Here is a 14097-nt window from a genome sequence, read left to right as displayed (position 1 = left end):
GCCGACTACTCGGCGGGTCGCAGGTCGTAGGTGACCCACGGCGTCAGCGTCGCGACCCGATCGTAGAGGCTGCGGGCGGTCGTATTGCTCTCGTCGGTGATCCACCGCACGAGCGATGCGCCCTCGTCTCGCGCGATCTCGGCCAGGCGGTGCAGGATCGCGGTGCCCGCTCCCGTGCCGCGCGCATCCGGCGCGGTGAACAGGTCGTCGAGGTAGAGGCCGCTGTCGCCGTAGATCGGGCGGGCGTAGGCGCGGTAATGGGCGAGCCCGACCGGCGTGCCGTCGACCTCGGCGATGAGCCCGCGCGTCTGGTGGGCCGGGTCGGTGAGCCACCCCCAGACCGTGTCGTACACCGCTGGGTCGTGCGGTTTCTCGTAGAAGTCGCGATAGCCGCGGTACAGCTCCGCCCACGTCTCCCGGTCGTCGGGTGCGACATCGCGCACGCGGACGCGGCCGGCGGTCGCCCCGTCGCTCATGCGAGGCGCTCCGTCTCGACGAAGACGATCGGCGCGCCGTCGCCGCGATTCTCGACGCGGTGCTCGGAACCGGCGGGTCGCGTGTAGCTCTGCCCGAATACCAGTTCAGCGACGATCTCGCTGCCGTCCGCCGCGACGACGTGCATCGTGTCGGTGACGAGCGGCACGACGACGTACTCGAAGTCGTGCCGGTGCATGGGGATCGCGCCCCCGGGCTGGATCGTCCATCGCGTGACTCTGAAGAACTCGTTCTCGAGCTGCACCTCGCCCTGTGATCCCGTGCCGTGTGCGTCGCTGCTCATGCATCCTCCTCGAACGTGGTGCGGTCTTCGCCGGGAGGCCGGCACCGCAGAACCTGCTCCTCAGCCTACGCCCGCTCGGCGTCGCCGAGACTGGATCGGAGTCCGATGAGTTCGGGATACAGGGCGAGGATCACGTTCGAGAGCACGAACGACGACGTGATGGGCTGCCCGAGCGCCTGCTCGACGCGCGACAGGCGATACCGGACGGTGTTGGGGTGCACGAAGAGTGCTGCAGCGGTGCGGGTGACGTTCTGCTCGGTGGCCAGGTACGTGACGAGAGTCTCCCGCAGCTGCGGCGCGGCGACGGGGGCAAGCGTGCTGCGGATCCGCTCCTCCAGCTGGCGCGCGTCGACGTGCGAGAGCAGCCAGGTGGCGAGGTCGATGCGGTCGATGAGCACGGGGCCCAGCCCTTCCGGGGCGGTGGCCGCTGCGGCCCATTGACGTGCGATGCCGAGACCCGTCTCCGCTTCGCGCACGCACTCGGAGATGCGGGAGAGCGCGGAGAACGGCGCGGAGACGCCGACGAGATACTGGCGTGAGATGTCTGCGAGCCACCGCTCGCTCGCCGGCGTATCCGGCACGATCGCGGAGAGCGTCGCCGGGGCGTCCATTCCGACCCGTCGCAGCATCGCGAGGAGCGGCAGCTCCTCCGACCTCGCCCGGGCGTGGAACTGGGTGACGTGCCCCTCCGTGGCGGTCGTGCCGTCGATCGGCGCCGCCTCGATCGTGCGGATGGCGGCGTATGCGGGGAACCGGAATTGCGCGAGCCGACTCCAGAAGCGGTGCTCGCGAGCGGGGAGCACCCCGTCGTAGAGCGATGAGATGAGCTGCTCGTTGTCCCGCCGATCGCGCTGGGTCGCGCCGTACTGGATGCCGTGGACGGCGCCGAGCAATCGCTCGGAGGTGTCGAGGAGGAGTTCGCCGAGCTGGTCGAGCGTGTCGGCGCCCCGGCTGGCGATCGCGATGACGTGCACGCCGTCCCTGAGCGCGACCCGCCGCGTGCGCACCGCCCACCGCCCGATCGACAGCTGGAGCTCGCGGCGGTGCGTCGCCGCCACCTCGTTCCAAATGAGCTGGGTGGGTGCCTCGCCGGTGCTCGCGACGATCGTGCCCTCGAAATCGTAGATGACGGCGGTGCCCTTGCAGAGCGTCGCGATGCGGGACGTCAGGGCGTGCACCGGGTCGGTGGAGGCGACCGCGGAGAGCAGGGCGTTCGTGATGTCGAGCGTGGTGCGGAGGCGATCGATCTCGGTGATCGGAACGGACGGCGTCGTCATGCGGTACTCCGAGCATTGTGTGAACGGGAGATTTCAGGGAGAGTTTCGATGCGATTTTTGGAGATTCTACAAGAGGGCGCTCTGAAAGCTTCGTATTCTCTAGTGACCCCGGCGACGAGGCGCAGCAAGGTTGAGGCATCCGGAACTCAACGATGAACTCCAGGAGGAGCCCATGAACCATGTCCGTGTCGCAGTCGACGTCGGAGGCACGTTCACCGATGTGTGCATCTTCGATGACGATACGCAGCAGATGCGCATCACGAAGGTCCCCTCGACGCCGAGCGATCCGATGGAGGCGGTGATGCACGGCGTCGCTCGCGGAGAGATCGATCTGTCGCAGGTCGTCCAGTTCTCGCACGGCACGACCGTCGCGACGAACGCCCTCATCACCCGGAACTTCCCGGCCGCCGCTCTCGTCACCACCCGCGGGTTCCGCGACGTACTCGAAATCCGGGACGGCACGAAAGACGATCTCTGGGATGCGTACAACGACGTCTCGGAACCGTACATCAGGCGCCGGGATCGCTTCGAGGTCACAGAACGCATCGACTACAACGGCCACACCATCACCGCCCTCGACGAGGGCGAGGCGCGCGCACTCGCCGAGCTGCTGCATCGCCGCGGGGTGAAGACCATCGCCGTGTGCTTCCTCAACTCCTACGCGAACGCCGCTCACGAGACCCGCATGCGGGAGATCATCGAGGAGACCATTCCCGATGCGACCGTCTCAACATCGGCCGAGGTGCTCCCCGAGATCTTCGAATACCCGAGGTTCAACACCGCCGTCGCGAACGCCGTGCTGGCCCCCCTCGTCTCGGGGTACGTGAACCGCCTGGCCGCGCGCCTCACCGACGGCGGCTACCGGGGCGATCTCCTGCTCCTCCACTCGGGCGGCGGCTCCATGACGCCTCGACTCGTCGAGAAATTCCCGGTGCGGCTCGCCGCCTCCGGCATCGCAGCCGGAGCGATCTCGGCGAAGCACATCGCGCAGCAGTGCGGGTACGACAACGCGGTGAGCCTCGACATGGGCGGAACGTCCACCGACATCGCGCTCGTCGCGGACGGCGAACTGCGCGTCTCCCAGGAGTGGCAGGTCGAGTACGGCCACCCGATCATCTTCCCCTCGATCGAGGTGCTCACCATCGGCGCGGGCGGCGGCTCGCTCGCGCACATCGACATCGCCGGCTCGCTGCGCAACGGCCCGCAGTCCGCTGGGGCCGACCCCGGCCCGGCGTGCTACGACACGGGCGGCGACGCACCCACGAACACGGACGCCAACGTTGTACTCGGCCGGCTCGGCACGTCGCTCGCCGGTGGCGCGAAGCACCTGCAGAAATCGCTCGCCGAGGCCGCGATCACCCGCGCGATCGCCGAGCCGCTGGGCATGGAGCTCGCAGAGGCGGCCCACGCGATCGTCGCTGTTGCGAACGCCAATATGGCCGACGCGGTGCGGTTGGTCTCGATCCGACGCGGGTACGACCCCCGCGACTTCGCCCTGCTCGCCTTCGGCGGCGCCGGAGCGCTGCACGGTGCCGACGTGGCCAGAGAGCTCGGGATCCCGACGGTCGTCGTCCCGCCCAGTCCCGGTGTGACCTCCGCCATGGGGTGCCTGCTCGTCGACATTCAGCACGACTTCGCGCATATGTACACCGGTCTCGCCTCGGGGGCTGATGAGGAGGGCATCGAGCAGGAGTTCGTCGCACTCGAGAACGAGGCGTCGGCCCGCCTGCGCCACGAGGGCGTCGCCGAAGCGGACGGGCTGCTGCAGCGCAAGATCTCGATGCGGTACCAGGGGCAATGGCGGTCGCTCCAGGTGCCGATGGGCTCGGGTCCGGGCGCCGTTGAGCAGGCGGTGCGCACGTTCCACGAGCAGTACGAGCGGGAGTTCGCGTTCCGGCAGGATGACGCGCCGGTCGAGGTCTATCAACTCCACCTGACGGCCGTCGGCAAGATCCCGAAGCCGTCGTTCAGGCCGGCGGAGGTGGTCGAACAGGCTCCGGGTGAGCCGGAGGATCGCCGCGACGTCTACTTCGGGTCCGACGGCTGGCTCGATACGCCGGTCTACGATCGCGACGCGCTCGCCGCAGGCACCGTGTTCAGCGGGCCCGCCATCATCAACCAGCTCGACTCGACCACCGTCGTGCCCCCGCATACGAACGCGGAGATCGACGAATGGCTCAACATCCGCATCCACCTCGAGGAGATCAACTCATGAGCGACACCCTGATCCAGGCGCCGGCGACGGGCGCCGCTCCCGCCCGGAGCACCACCCTCGACCCGGTGACCTTCGAGGTGCTGAAGAACGCCTTCGCCACCAGCGTCGACTTGATGAGCGAGCAGATCCTCCGCACGTGCTATTCGTTCGTCATCTACTCGCGGGACTTCTCCTCCGCGCTCTGCGATGCGCGCGGCAACACCGTGATGCAGGGCTCCGGCGACATCGCTGTGCATGTCGGCACCCTTCACTTCCAGGCGAAGGCGGTGATCGAGCAGTTCGACGGAGACATCCACCCCGGCGATGTGTTCGCGATCAACGACCCCTATCGCGGCGGCACGCACTTCAACGACGTCTCCTTCGTGCGTCCCGTGTTCTCCCAGGGGCGCATCATCGCCTTCGCGCAGAACAAGGGTCACTGGGCCGACATCGGCGGGAAGGTGCCGGGCTCCTTCGACGTCTCGGCGTCCGAGCACTTCGGGGAGGGGCTGCGCATCCCCCCGATCCGCGTGTGGTCGAAGGGCGTCTTCCTGCACGATGTCGCGCAGCTGCTCGTCGCGAACACCCGCGCGCCCGAGCAGGCGCTCGGCGACCTGCACGCTCAATCGGAGGCCACGGCGGTCTGCGAACGGGAGGTGCTGCGGCTCGTCGAACGGTACGGCACCGAGACCGTCGAACTCGCGATGCAGGAGACGCAGGACTACGTGGAGCGGACCGTGCGGCGCCGTCTGGCCGACCTGCCCCGCGGCCGGTGGGAGACCGTCGACTACCTCGACCTCGATCCCGGCAAAGCCGAGGGGCTCGTGCCGGTGAAGATCGTCATGACGCTCGATGGCGAAGGGATCCACTACGACCTGGAGGGCAGCGCCGGCGTCGTCGACACCTTCTTGAACTCCGGCTACGGCACGACATTCTCCGCGATCTACGCCGGCACGAAGACGTTCTTTCCCGATGTGCCGCTGAACTCCGGTTTCTACGCGGCGGTCACGGCGGAGATCGGGCCGGAGGGCACGGTGGTGAACGCCGGCTGGCCGCACGCCGTGACCGGCTTCTGCTCCGGGCCGTACGAGAAGCTGATGAACGGGATCTTCGAGATCTGGTCGCAGATCATGCCGGAGCGGGCGATGGCGTGCGCCTTCAACCTCGAGTATCTGCTCGTGGGCGGGCGCGACTCCCGACGCGAGGAGAACCCGTACTTCATGTGGTACGACTGGATGGCCGGCGGCTGGGGCGGCCGCTCTTCCAAAGACGGTTCGACGGCGACGGCGCCAGTGTTCGGCGTCGGGCTCGCGGTGCAGGCGTGCGAGGGTCAGGAACGACTCACCCCGGTCCTCACCACCATGCACCGCATCGGCACCGATTCAGGCGGCCCAGGCCGGTTCCGCGGCGGGTGCGGCGTCGAGAAGGGCGGAACGCTCACGGATGCTGACGCCTCGGTGATGAGCTACTGCTGCGACCGCGCACGCTCCATCACGTGGGGCATCGAGGGCGGCCTGCCATCGATCCCGCACGGCGTCTGGCTCAATCGCGACACCGAGAACGAACGGTTCCTCGGCTCCATCTTCTCCTCGGTCCCGGTGCAGCCGGGCGACACCTTCTACCGGCCTTCGGCGGGCGGGGGCGGCTTCGGAGATCCCCTCGATCGCACGCCGGATGAGGTGCTGGAAGACGTGATCGACGACTACGTCTCGATCGAGCGGGCAGCGGCCGATTACGGCGTCGTCGTCATCCCGATCGATCCCGATCTCGACCAGTACGAGATCGATCGGGAGCGCACCGCCGAGCAGCGAGCGCACATCCGCACGCATCGCCGGGGGTGGCTCGAGGAGGACCCCGAGCGCATCGCCGAGCAGTACCGCGCCGGGGAGATCGATCTGCTCGATGTCATTCGGCGGCACGGCGTGATTCTCGACTGGGGCACCGGCGAGCTCTTCGTCGAGACCACGCGACAGCACCGGGAGCAGATGGTGCGGCGATCCGCCTCGCACTGGGCTGCCTAGCGCGCTGCTGCGGCGCGTCTGATCCCGGAGGGGAGGGAAGGGCCGGTATTCGATGGGGCACGCCGCTCGTTGCGGTTTGTGCAAATGCCAGAGAATGTCCCGGCCCTTCCGGCTCCTGCACAGTACTTCATCGGGTCTCGACTTATCACAATGAGATGGCGACGCCCACTCACACCCAATACCAATGGAGGTACGGACCGTGACAATCAACCTCACCGGGAGCAACGACGACGTCGAAGCGACCGATGCACTCGCCCGAACAGGCGACGACCAAGACCAGATGAGCCGTGGCCGATTGACGATGGCGTGGTACGGCACGGCGAGCGCCTTCTTCTTCGTCTACATCGGCGCCGCGATGGCTTCGGCGTACGGCACGGTGAACGCCATCATCGGCATCGTGCTGACGATCATCGCCTACGGCCTCATCAACAGCGTGCTGTCGCGCTACGCGATCAACAACCGCACAACGGTCGCCCAGTTCTCGCGGACGATCCTCGGCAACGCCGGGTCGGCCATCGCGATGATCATCTTCGCGCTCATCGCGATCTACTACGCGGTCTTCGAGGGCTCCATCGTGGCCTACGCGTTCATGACCGCGTTCGGCGGCGAGATGTGGGTGTGGAGCCTCGTCGTCGTCGTCTACTCGACACCGCTCATCATCGGCGGAGTGCGACGCTTCCTCGACAAGATCAACGGCATTCTGATGCCGATCTACTTCTTCGGGCTCGTGGCCGCCGTGATCTGGGCGGGGGTGCAGTACGGGTTCACGGATACGTGGCTCACGCAGGCGCCCGACGTTCCCGTCCCGCTGTCGATGGGCGGCCCTGGCTGGCTGGCGACCTTCGCCGGGTACATGGGCGTCTGGATCATGATGATGTTCACCATGGACTTCGCCTCGCTCGGCAAGCGCAAGGACATCGCGTACCACCAGCGCGTCACCTTCGGCCCGTTGTTCTACGTGCTCGCCTACGGATTCTCGGCGTTCGTCGGCATCTTCCTGACCTTCACGATCCCCGGGCTCGAAGCCTCGGAAACCGGTCTCGCCGGCGGCCTCGTGAGCCTCATGGGCATCCTGGGCCTGATCGTCGTGATCGCGACGCAGACCCGCATCAACACCGCGAACTACTTCCTCGGCGCCGCGAACCTGCGGGCGTTCGGGGAGAAGGTGTTCAAGATCAACATGCCGAACATCGTGTGGGTGCTGCTGTCCTCCGTCATCATCTTCCTCTTCATGCTGCTGCCCGTCGTGGAGTACCTGCTCATCGCACTCGCCTGGCAGGGCGTGCTCGTCACGGCCTGGGTCGCGATCGCGCTGACCCACATCCTGCTCGGTCGCTGGCAGAACGAGGAGCACTCGGCGATCGGTGACCAGCACTACAAGGCGTTCAACAACAACGGTCTGATCGCCTGGGTGGTGGCGACGCTCGTCGGCATCGTGATGCTGCAACTCGGCACGTTCAACCCAGACCTCGCCGGCATCGGCGCGACCTGGGGGCCGATCCTCACGGCGGTCTCCGCGGCGCTCGTCTACGGGATCCTGTGGAAGACCAACCCGGTGAGCCGCACCGGCCTGATCAAGGTGGTCGGAGCCTGAGCATCGCGGGATCCTGACTCCCGGGAGTTCGACTCGGAGAGCGCGTGCCGTGCTGCGACAGAGATGCGCAGTGCGGCACGCGCTCCCGTGTGCGTCCGGAAGGAGCGGCTAGTACGGCTCGATCTCCACCAGCCGCAGCGCCATGAGGCACGTGGCGCGGCCGTCGAGCGTGTCGAGCGAGATGCCGAGCAGCTCCTCGATGCGGCGCAGCCGGTAGCTCAGCGAATTGCGATGGATGTAGAGCTCCTCGCAGGTTCGCGACGGCTGAGCGTCGTTGCGCAGCCAGATCCGCAGCGTCGGCAGCAACTCGGTCGCGCGGTGCTCGTCGTGATCGAGCAGGGGGGCGAGAAATCGCTCCGCCGCCTCACGGGCCCCCCGCCCGGCTGCGGCGGCCACGACCGCGCTGAGGCCGAGCACGGGCGCCAGCACGGGAGCCGACACGTGCCGGATCAGGTTGAGCGCATGGACGAGTGCGATCCGCAGCTCGTCGATCGTGCGGGCCGGCCCGCGCAGCACGAGCGGCAGCACCGGCTCGATTCCGAGCAGTCGTTTCGAGACCTCGTCGAACGCCTCCCGCGGGAACTGGGCCAAGGCGATGAGCTGCTCATCGAGTTCGGCGACGCGAACGTCGTGGAACGTGTCGTGCAGTGCGACGCGGAGCTTCCAGGCTGCTGCGGCATGCTCACCGCTCATGTCGGCGACGAGCAGCGTCGTCTCGGCGCGTCGGCTCAGCCCGAGTTCGTGGAACGCGTTCGCCACGTCGCTCCGCGTCGACTCCGACCAGGCGACGCACCGGTTCACGAAACGCAGCATGTCCTGGTGGCTGCTCGCATCGACCACGACCGAACGGTTCAGCTGCAGGGCGAGGATCGAGGTGACCGGGGCGAGGAGCGCCTCGACCTCCGCGGATGAGCCGTAGAGCCGCACCGCGAGCTGGCAGGAGTTGCTGAGGCCCATCGGCAGCGGCACGGTGATGGTGTCCGGCTGCGACGCTCGTGCGGCGCCCGTGCGCCACGTCACCGTCTCCGGGTATTGCGCGATGAGCGAATCGAACGCGTCGTACACGGCGATGGGGAGCTCGAGCGCGGCGTACATGGCCGCGAGCAGCGTCGAGATCTCCGCGCCCTGGCTGGCGAGGCGCGCGCATTCGTCGGCGAGCAGCCAGCCGCGGTCGAGCAGGGCGATGCGCTCCGCCTGCAGCATGCCCTCGACGTGCTGATCGATCTTGAGGAGGGGGACGGTGGTCGGCACTTCGAGCAGCGGCAGGTCGTGAGCCGTGCAGGCCGTGATCAGGCCTTTGGGCAGCGAATCGTGCGCGGCGCCGACCGCGAACGCCAGTGCGGCGACCGGCACGCGGGTGAGCCGCTCCACGTAGCCGTCCCAGATGCTCTCCTCCGAGAAGTTCATGCCGATCCCCGAGGTCAGGAGCAGCACGTTGGCGTCGAGAAACGGGGTCGGATCCAGGTGCTCGGTCGGCGCGCAGCGCACGATCTCCTGGCTCAGTCGGTCGGGTCCGGTCGGCGTCTCCAGCCGCAGTTGCAGGGAGTGCTCAGTCAGCAGGTCGGCGACGCGCATCGGGCATCCTCTCGCGCTTGCACAAATCACATCAGAAATTTCTTGCAACTGCATAATAACGTTCGCTTGACGCTCCGCGTAGCTTGGGGGCTATGACATCACAGCGAAGTGACTCGGTTTCGGTGAACTCGGATATGGGCGAGGCCTTCGGTCTCCACACCTTCGGCAACGACCCGGCCCTCATGTCGCTCATCGACGTCGCGAACGTCGCGTGCGGCTTCCACTCGGGCGATCCGGGAACCATGGATGCGACGGTGGCGCTCGCGCAGCAGCACGGCGTTCGCGTCGGCGCCCACCCCGGGCTCCCCGATCTCGTCGGGTTCGGACGCCGGGAGATGAAGCTCACGCCCGACGAGGTGGAGAGCCTCATTCGGTACCAGGTCGGCGCCCTCGCCGGATTCCTGCGGAAGTACGACCTGCCTCTCAACCACATCAAGCCTCATGGGTCGCTCTACGGGATGCTCGCGCGCGATGAGGCGCTCATGCTCGGCGCCGTCAAGGTCGCGCGCGACTTCGGCGTTCCCGTGTTCGGGATCGCGGGTTCCGCGCATCAGCGCGTCGCGGAGCGCGAGGGCGTCGAATTCGTCGGCGAGTTGTACGTCGACCTCGACTACAACGCCGACGGAGGGCTGATCATCCTGCGGCAGCCGCACGAGACGAACATCGTCGCGGCGTCGGAACGGGCACGCCGCGCGCTCGATACCGGAACCATCCTGGCGATCGACGGCACCGAGCTTCCGATCTCGTTCGGCAGCATCTGCGTGCACTCGGACACCCCGAACGCCGTCGAAGTGGCGACGGCCGTGCGCGCCGTGGTCGACGGGTAGCCGCGCGCCGCCACTCGGCCGCCGCCCACCGGCGACGCCGCGACCCCACGGTTCCGCCGCGACCCCTCCTCGACCCCCTGAAGAAAGCAGATTCCATGAGTTCACAGATCATCGCCCCCATTCCCGGCATCTTCTATCGCCGCCCCGCCCCCGACAAGGATCCGTTCGTCGAGGAGGGCGACTCGGTCGAAGCCGGTCAGACCGTCGGCGTCATCGAGATCATGAAGCAGTTCACCGAGGTGCGCAGCGACACCGCCGGCGTGCTGGCATCCTTCGCGGTCGAGGATCTCGGCATGGTCGGCCCGGGCGACGTCATCGCGACGATCGACTGACAGCCGCCGCTCGTCCACCGAAGACCTCCGAATCGAGTGAAGGACACACCTTGAAGAAACTGTTGATCGCGAACCGCGGCGAGATTGCTGTGCGGATCATCCGAGCGGCGAAGGAGATGGGCATCGCGACCGTCGCGGTGGCGAGCGAGGCCGACCGGGAGTCGGACGCGGCACGGTACGCCGACGCATGCGTGGTCATCGGCCCCGCTCCCGCCGGGCTCAGCTACCTCAACCAGGACGCGGTGATCGCCGCCGCCGTCGACACCGGCGCCGACGCAGTGCACCCCGGATACGGGTTCCTCTCCGAGAACGCGGGATTCGCGCGCAAGGTGCAGGAGGCGGGCCTCATCTGGGTCGGCCCGAACCCGGATTCGATCGACCTGATGGGAGACAAGGCGCGCGCACGCCAGGCCGCCATCGAGGCCGGGGTGCCCGTGCTCGCCGGCACGGACGGAGTGCTCGACGTCTCAGGGGATCTCGAAGCGCTCGCAGAGGGCATCGGCTATCCGCTGGTCGTGAAGGCATCCGCGGGCGGAGGGGGCCGGGGGATCCGTCGCATCAATGCCCGCGCCGATCTCCGGAGCACGGTGGAGGTCGCGCAGGCCGAGGCGCTCGCAGCATTCAACTCGAGCGACGTGTACTTCGAACGCTTCGTGACGCACGCGCGGCACGTCGAGGTGCAGATCTTCGGCGACGGCGAGAGCTGGGTGCACCTCGGCGATCGCGACTGCTCGATGCAGCGTCGGCAGCAGAAAGTCATCGAAGAGGCTCCGGCCCCCGGGCTCCCGGACGATCTGCGCGAGCTGATGCGCGCGACCTCGGTCCAGCTCGCGCGTCAGACGGCCTACACCGGCGCCGGCACCGTCGAGTTCCTGTACGATCCCGAGCGTCAGGAGATCGCCTTCATCGAGATGAACACGCGACTGCAGGTGGAGCACCCGATCAGCGAGGCCATCACCGGCATCGATCTCGTGCGCGAGCAACTGCGCATCGCGGCGGGTGAGAAGCTCGGGTACACCCAGGCGGATATCCGTCTCGACGGACACGCCTTCGAGTTCCGCATCAACGCCGAAGATCCGAACAACAACTTCATGCCGAGCCCCGGCCGCATCGAATCGCTCGATCTCTCGGGCGGGCCGGGCGTGCGCGCCGACTTCGGATTCCGGGCGGGCCAGACCGTCGTGCCGTTCTATGACTCGTTGCTCGGCAAGCTGATCGTGTGGGACGTCGACCGCGACCACGCGCTCGCGCGCGCCGCTCGGGTGCTCGATGAAACGGAGATCGCAGGAATCAACACGACGGTGCCCCTCATGCGCCGGCTGGTCGCCCTCGACGACTTCCGCTCGGCCATGCATCACACGACGACCATCGAATCGGTTCCCGGCCTGTTAGGAGAATCCGCATGACGCTCACCGAGCACGCGCGATACAGCTGGGGCGGCGACGAGTTCCTGCTCGTCGAAATCGCCCCCGACATGTCGCTCGAGGCGAACTTCGTCGCGAACGCCATGGCAGCGGGACTCGAAGAGCAGGAGCTCGACGGCATCGTCGACATCTGCCCCGCGAACGCATCACTGCTCATCCGCTTCAACCCGGACGAACTGCCGCACGCCGACCTCGAGCGCGCTGTGCGAGCTCTCGAAGCGGAGGTCAAGCAGGCGACGGTGCAGGAGCTGGAAACCCGCATCATCGAGGTTCCCGTCTGGTACGACGACCCGTTCACGAGCGAGACCGAGACCCGGTTCCGCGAGGGCTACCACCAACGACCGGAGGGGTCCGACCTCGACTACAGCGCCGAGGTGAACGGACTCGCGAACGCGGCCGAGTTCATTCAGCGCCACCACGAGACGCCCTGGCTGGTCTCCATGGTCGGCTTCGTCGCCGGCCTCCCGTTCCTCTTCCAGCTGACCCCGAGGGAGCGGCAGCTGCAGGTGCCAAAGTACCTGAGCCCGCGCACCGACACGCCGCCGCTCACACTGGGGTACGGCGGCTGCTTCACCGCGCACTACTCCGTCCGCGGAGCCGGCGGATACCAGATGCTCGGCATCACCCCCAGCCCGATCTTCGACCCGGAGCAGAAGCTCGCCGACTTCGCCGACTTCATGGTGCTGTTCCGCACCGGAGACATCGTGAAGTACCGTCCGATCGACGAAGCCGAGTACACCGAGATCCAGGCCGAGGTCGAGGCCGGAACCTACCGTTACAAGCAGGCGCCGGTGCGCTTCACCCTGGCCGAAGCGCTCGCCGATCCCGACGCGTACAACCGCACTCTCCTGGAGGCTCTCGATGTCGCTTGAGGTACTTTCCCCCGGACTCGCAACGACCGTGCAGGATCGCGGTCGCTTCGGCTACTACCGCTTCGGGATCCCGCAGGGCGGCGCGATGGACCAGTACGCGGCGGCACTCGGCAACCGCCTCGTCGGCAACACCGCTGATGCCGCCGTGCTCGAATGCACCTACCTGGGACCCCAGCTCAAGACAGATGCCCGGGTGGTGATCGCCGTCACCGGTGCGCCCGTCGAGGTGCTCGTCAACGGTGAACCCGCGCGGCAGAACGCGCGTCTCGTGCTCGAAGCGGGAGACGAGCTCTCCTTCGGCATGCTCCGCGGTGGTTCGAAGTTCTTCGTCTCGGTGGCCGGAGGCATCGACGTTCCCCGCGTGCTGGGCTCTCGATCCACCTATCCCATCGGCAAGCTGGGCGGGTTCGAGGGGCGCGCCGTGCAGGCGGGAGACGTGCTGCCGGTCGGCGAAGCGATGCCTCGCGAACTGGCCGTGATGGAATCGATTCCCGAGGATCTGCTGCCGACGTACGACCGCGAGGTGGCCGTCCGCATCATGCTCGGGCTGTACGACCACAAGCTCACGGAGGAGGGGCTCGCCAATCTCACGGGGGCGGACTGGACGCTGACTCCGGTCGCCGACCGCATGGGGCTCCGCTTCGACGGCCCGGGGGCGGAGTGGAAGCGCGAGGAGCAGCCGTTCGGCGCCGGGCAGGACCCGTCGAACATCACCGATGCGGGGTACGCGGTCGGCTCGATCCAGATCCCCGGCGGCACGCAGCCGATCGTGCTGCACTGCGATGCCGTTTCGGGCGGCGGGTACGCGCAAGCGGCGACGGTGATCAGCGCCGACATGGACCTTTTCGCGCGCATGGCTCCGGGTACGAAAGTGCGCTTCGTGGCCGTCACGATGGACGAGGCGCTCGCGGCTCGAGCCGAACGGAACGCCCGCTTCGCGCGGGTCTGGGAGTGAGGAGCGCACGATGCCACTCGTGAACGTGAAAATGTTCGAGCACCGCCTGCAGCAGGACCCGGACCTGGCGAGGCGGCTCGCCGTCGCCATCGACGACGTGGTGGCCGAGTACTGCACCGGGCCCGACGGCAAGCGGCCGGATACGTGGGTGACCGTCGAAGGCGTGCCGAGGGAGCAGTGGACATTCAACGGCGACACGCGGTGAATGGGCGTGCCCGGGCCGAGATCCGGCTCGGTGCACGCTCGTG

13 protein-coding genes are annotated in these 14097 nt (G+C 67.6%); 9 read left to right on the top strand and 4 right to left on the bottom strand.

All coding sequences use genetic code 11. The annotated features are described in order from the left end of the window. Nucleotides 1-5: 5 nt before the first annotated feature. From ABFX18_RS01790 to ABFX18_RS01780, 3 genes are all read right to left on the bottom strand, one after another. A complete protein-coding gene (locus ABFX18_RS01790) occupies nt 6-476 on the bottom strand; it encodes a GNAT family N-acetyltransferase (protein ID WP_211649584.1) in 471 nt (156 codons plus the stop codon). Beyond that, a complete protein-coding gene (locus ABFX18_RS01785; RefSeq protein ID WP_090145604.1) occupies nt 473-778 on the bottom strand; it encodes a cupin domain-containing protein in 306 nt (101 codons plus the stop codon). Before ABFX18_RS01785 ends, ABFX18_RS01790 begins: the two co-directional genes overlap by 4 nt. Before the next feature lie 65 nt (nt 779-843). Further along, nucleotides 844-2055, bottom strand: a complete 1212-nt coding sequence (locus tag ABFX18_RS01780) for a PucR family transcriptional regulator (RefSeq protein WP_211649582.1) — start codon at nt 2053-2055, stop codon at nt 844-846. Nucleotides 2056-2227: 172 nt separating this feature from the next. Between ABFX18_RS01780 and ABFX18_RS01775 the strand changes: the two genes are divergently transcribed. The 3 genes from ABFX18_RS01775 to ABFX18_RS01765 all read left to right on the top strand — a co-directional run bounded on the left by ABFX18_RS01775 (nt 2228) and on the right by ABFX18_RS01765 (nt 7864). After that, nucleotides 2228-4270, top strand: coding sequence for a hydantoinase/oxoprolinase family protein (locus tag ABFX18_RS01775; RefSeq protein WP_090145598.1), 2043 nt, complete (start codon nt 2228-2230; stop codon nt 4268-4270). Next, entirely contained in the window at nt 4267-6270 is a 2004-nt protein-coding gene (locus ABFX18_RS01770; RefSeq protein ID WP_090145595.1) for a hydantoinase B/oxoprolinase family protein, read from the top strand. Before ABFX18_RS01775 ends, ABFX18_RS01770 begins: the two co-directional genes overlap by 4 nt. A 199-nt stretch (nt 6271-6469) precedes the next feature. Next, nucleotides 6470-7864 carry a purine-cytosine permease family protein gene (locus ABFX18_RS01765; protein ID WP_090147237.1) on the top strand — a complete coding sequence of 465 codons (1395 nt, stop codon included), beginning with the start codon at nt 6470-6472 and terminating at the stop codon, nt 7862-7864. A gap of 108 nt (nt 7865-7972) precedes the next feature. On the opposite strand, the gene ABFX18_RS01760 is transcribed toward ABFX18_RS01765, so the two are convergent. Next, on the bottom strand, nt 7973-9439 hold the full coding sequence (locus ABFX18_RS01760) for a helix-turn-helix domain-containing protein (protein ID WP_346057178.1): 1467 nt from the start codon (nt 9437-9439) through the stop codon (nt 7973-7975). Between the two features lie 92 nt (nt 9440-9531). On the opposite strand from ABFX18_RS01760, the gene pxpA reads away from it, so the two are divergent. The 6 genes from pxpA to ABFX18_RS01730 all read left to right on the top strand — a co-directional run bounded on the left by pxpA (nt 9532) and on the right by ABFX18_RS01730 (nt 14054). Next, on the top strand, nt 9532-10266 hold the full coding sequence (pxpA, locus tag ABFX18_RS01755; RefSeq protein ID WP_090145589.1) for a 5-oxoprolinase subunit PxpA: 735 nt from the start codon (nt 9532-9534) through the stop codon (nt 10264-10266). Nucleotides 10267-10361: 95 nt separating this feature from the next. Beyond that, nucleotides 10362-10598, top strand: a complete 237-nt coding sequence (locus ABFX18_RS01750) for an acetyl-CoA carboxylase (RefSeq protein WP_090145587.1) — start codon at nt 10362-10364, stop codon at nt 10596-10598. A 50-nt stretch (nt 10599-10648) separates the two neighbouring features. Then, nucleotides 10649-12004: an acetyl-CoA carboxylase biotin carboxylase subunit gene (locus ABFX18_RS01745; protein WP_346057177.1), complete on the top strand. Its 1356-nt coding sequence runs from the start codon at nt 10649-10651 to the stop codon at nt 12002-12004. Then, nucleotides 12001-12894 carry a 5-oxoprolinase subunit B family protein gene (locus ABFX18_RS01740; protein ID WP_346057176.1) on the top strand — a complete coding sequence of 298 codons (894 nt, stop codon included), beginning with the start codon at nt 12001-12003 and terminating at the stop codon, nt 12892-12894. The genes ABFX18_RS01745 and ABFX18_RS01740 overlap by 4 nt, the downstream gene beginning before the upstream one ends. Then, nucleotides 12884-13849 (top strand): 5-oxoprolinase subunit C family protein, encoded by a 966-nt coding sequence (locus ABFX18_RS01735; RefSeq protein ID WP_346057175.1) that lies wholly within the window; start codon nt 12884-12886, stop codon nt 13847-13849. Before ABFX18_RS01740 ends, ABFX18_RS01735 begins: the two co-directional genes overlap by 11 nt. Nucleotides 13850-13859: 10 nt before the next feature. Then, nucleotides 13860-14054 carry a tautomerase family protein gene (locus ABFX18_RS01730; protein WP_090145576.1) on the top strand — a complete coding sequence of 65 codons (195 nt, stop codon included), beginning with the start codon at nt 13860-13862 and terminating at the stop codon, nt 14052-14054. The last annotated feature ends 43 nt before the right edge of the window (nt 14055-14097 follow it).

The sequence above is a fragment of the Leucobacter alluvii genome (assembly GCF_039530485.1).
GTDB lineage: Bacteria > Actinomycetota > Actinomycetes > Actinomycetales > Microbacteriaceae > Leucobacter > Leucobacter alluvii.
The sequence above is the reverse complement of the archived record's forward strand: the minus strand, read 5'-3'. Positions and strand labels throughout refer to the sequence as shown.

What these genes read in the sequence shown, in the direction of transcription:
- ABFX18_RS01790 (WP_211649584.1), bottom strand. Translation starts at nt 476, where the DNA reads ATGAGCGACGGGGCGACCGCCGGCCGCGTCCGCGTGCGCGATGTCGCA.
- ABFX18_RS01785 (WP_090145604.1), bottom strand. Translation starts at nt 778, where the DNA reads ATGAGCAGCGACGCACACGGCACGGGATCACAGGGCGAGGTGCAGCTC.
- ABFX18_RS01780 (WP_211649582.1), bottom strand. Translation starts at nt 2,055, where the DNA reads ATGACGACGCCGTCCGTTCCGATCACCGAGATCGATCGCCTCCGCACC.
- ABFX18_RS01775 (WP_090145598.1), top strand. Translation starts at nt 2,228, where the DNA reads ATGAACCATGTCCGTGTCGCAGTCGACGTCGGAGGCACGTTCACCGAT.
- ABFX18_RS01770 (WP_090145595.1), top strand. Translation starts at nt 4,267, where the DNA reads ATGAGCGACACCCTGATCCAGGCGCCGGCGACGGGCGCCGCTCCCGCC.
- ABFX18_RS01760 (WP_346057178.1), bottom strand. Translation starts at nt 9,439, where the DNA reads ATGCGCGTCGCCGACCTGCTGACTGAGCACTCCCTGCAACTGCGGCTG.
- pxpA (WP_090145589.1), top strand. Translation starts at nt 9,532, where the DNA reads ATGACATCACAGCGAAGTGACTCGGTTTCGGTGAACTCGGATATGGGC.
- ABFX18_RS01750 (WP_090145587.1), top strand. Translation starts at nt 10,362, where the DNA reads ATGAGTTCACAGATCATCGCCCCCATTCCCGGCATCTTCTATCGCCGC.
- ABFX18_RS01740 (WP_346057176.1), top strand. Translation starts at nt 12,001, where the DNA reads ATGACGCTCACCGAGCACGCGCGATACAGCTGGGGCGGCGACGAGTTC.
- ABFX18_RS01735 (WP_346057175.1), top strand. Translation starts at nt 12,884, where the DNA reads ATGTCGCTTGAGGTACTTTCCCCCGGACTCGCAACGACCGTGCAGGAT.
- ABFX18_RS01730 (WP_090145576.1), top strand. Translation starts at nt 13,860, where the DNA reads ATGCCACTCGTGAACGTGAAAATGTTCGAGCACCGCCTGCAGCAGGAC.